2 protein-coding genes are annotated in these 2,001 nt (G+C 63.0%); both read left to right on the forward strand.

Features of this window, described 5'->3' with window-relative positions; genetic code table 11:
• Positions 1 to 257 precede the first annotated feature (257 nt).
• The gene (gene prmA, locus F8N12_RS27385) at positions 258 to 1,136 is read left to right on the forward strand and encodes a 50S ribosomal protein L11 methyltransferase (RefSeq protein ID WP_150580740.1); all 879 of its coding nucleotides are present in this window, start codon (positions 258 to 260) and stop codon (positions 1,134 to 1,136) included.
• A 30-nt stretch (positions 1,137 to 1,166) separates the two neighbouring features.
• The coding region (locus tag F8N12_RS27390; protein ID WP_150583129.1) for an MJ0042-type zinc finger domain-containing protein at positions 1,167 to 2,001 on the forward strand (835 nt) is incomplete at its 3' end.

Below are 2,001 nucleotides of genomic sequence, written 5' to 3' on the forward strand. Positions count from 1 at the left end.
CCCCCGTTGGGCTGCGCAGCAGCCCCAAAATAACCGTGAAGCTTCAGGCAGTTCGCATTTACTCGCTTGGCGACTGCTGCGCAGCCCAACGGGGGCAAGCCCCCTCGCCACAGGCAATTTGTTCAAGCCCCAACATTGGCGGCGTTGTTCAAGGCTGAGTCCTGCGCGCCCGGTCGTCTTCTGCCGCGAGCTCGCGTAAACTTGCGCGCTTCTCGCAGCCGCCAGGCTGCAATCAATATTTTTCAAAGGTGCCCGCCATGCCTTGGCTGCAAGTCCGTCTCGCCATCAGCCCAGAACAAGCCGAAACCTACGAAGACGCTTTCCTCGAAGTAGGCGCTGTGTCGGTGACCTTCATGGATGCTGAAGATCAGCCGATTTTCGAGCCGGAACTCAACACCACCCCGCTGTGGTCGCACACCCACTTGCTGGCCCTGTTCGAAGGTGGCACCGAGGCCACCAGTGTCCTCGCCCATCTGGAGTTGCTGACCGGTAGTCCGCTGCCCGAACACCACAGCGAAATCATCGAGGATCAGGACTGGGAGCGTAGCTGGATGGACGGCTTCCAGCCGATGCGCTTCGGTCAGCGCCTGTGGATCGTACCGAGCTGGCACGCCGCGCCGGAACCGGACGCCGTGAATCTGCTGCTCGATCCAGGTCTTGCGTTCGGCACCGGCACGCACCCGACCACCGCCCTGTGCCTGGAGTGGCTCGACGGGCAGGACCTGAAGGGCTGCAAGGTACTGGACTTCGGTTGTGGCTCGGGGATTCTGGCGATTGCCGCCCTGTTGTTGGGCGCTGAACAGGCTGTCGGCACCGACATCGACGTGCAGGCGCTGGAAGCGTCGCGCGACAACGCCGGGCGCAACAACATCGCCGAAGCGCTGTTCCCGCTGTACTTGCCTGAAGACCTGCCACAGGTTCAGGCTGACGTGCTGGTGGCCAATATTCTTGCCGGTCCGCTGGTAGCGCTAGCGCCCCAACTGTCCAGCCTGGTCAAGCCCGGCGGCCGTCTGGCGCTTTCAGGCATCCTCGCCGAACAGGGCGACGAAGTGGCCGCCGCTTATGCGCAAGACTTTGACCTGGACCCGATCGCCAATCGCGATGGCTGGGTGCGCATCACCGGCCGTCGGCGCTAGAATGAACCTCTGCACACACCGGATCGCCGCATGACCGACAGCTTCGTCACTCAGTGCCCGCATTGCCAAACCAGCTTCCGCGTTAACCATGCTCAATTGAGCGTGGCCCGCGGAGTAGTTCGTTGCGGCTCGTGCCTGCAGGTATTCAATGCCGCGAAGCAATTGCTCGAGCAAGCCGGCAAAGAGGTGAGCACGCCGGTTGCTCCGGGCAACGTCGAAGCAACGGAACCCCGTGCCATCAGCCAGAAACAATGGTCGGCGACCGAACTTGATCTCGATGCGCTGGATCTGGACGAAGAACTCGCGCGACTCGAACAGCGGGAAAGCCGGCCGACCACCGGGTTTGTCCGTCAGCGGGACGATAGCCTGAGCGCGCGCCGGAGTAACAACGAGCACGAAGAAGAGCCATGGTCCGACAGCCTGTTCAGCGAATCGGCTGCCGATCGCGCGGAAGTCGCTGACGTCGGCGAGACGGCGCCGCCGCTGATCGAGACTGGAGTTCTTTCGCGCACCGAGCCGTCCCTGTCGCTTGTGCCGGTCGAACTGGACGACGAGCCGCAGCCGCCGCAACTGCGCCTGGACGATCCTCTCGATGCCCCACCCCATCATGAACGCTTGTCGGCGACCTCTGCCAGAGACGATTTCGACGACGACCTGTCTTCAGTCGCGCCCCTGCGCAAGCGTCATGAGCGAAACGAATCGACCGAACGCGTCGAGGCCCTGCAAGACCTGACCGACGATCCGTTGCAACTCGGCTGGCAAACGCGCCGCTCGCCCTGGGGTCGCCGGTTGTTCTGGTTGCTGTTGATCCTGCTGGGTGCAGGCGCGCTCGTCGGCCAGTACGTTGCCTACCATTTCGATGAAA

The sequence above is a fragment of the Pseudomonas fluorescens genome (genome assembly GCF_902497625.1).
GTDB lineage: Bacteria > Pseudomonadota > Gammaproteobacteria > Pseudomonadales > Pseudomonadaceae > Aquipseudomonas > Aquipseudomonas fluorescens_BQ.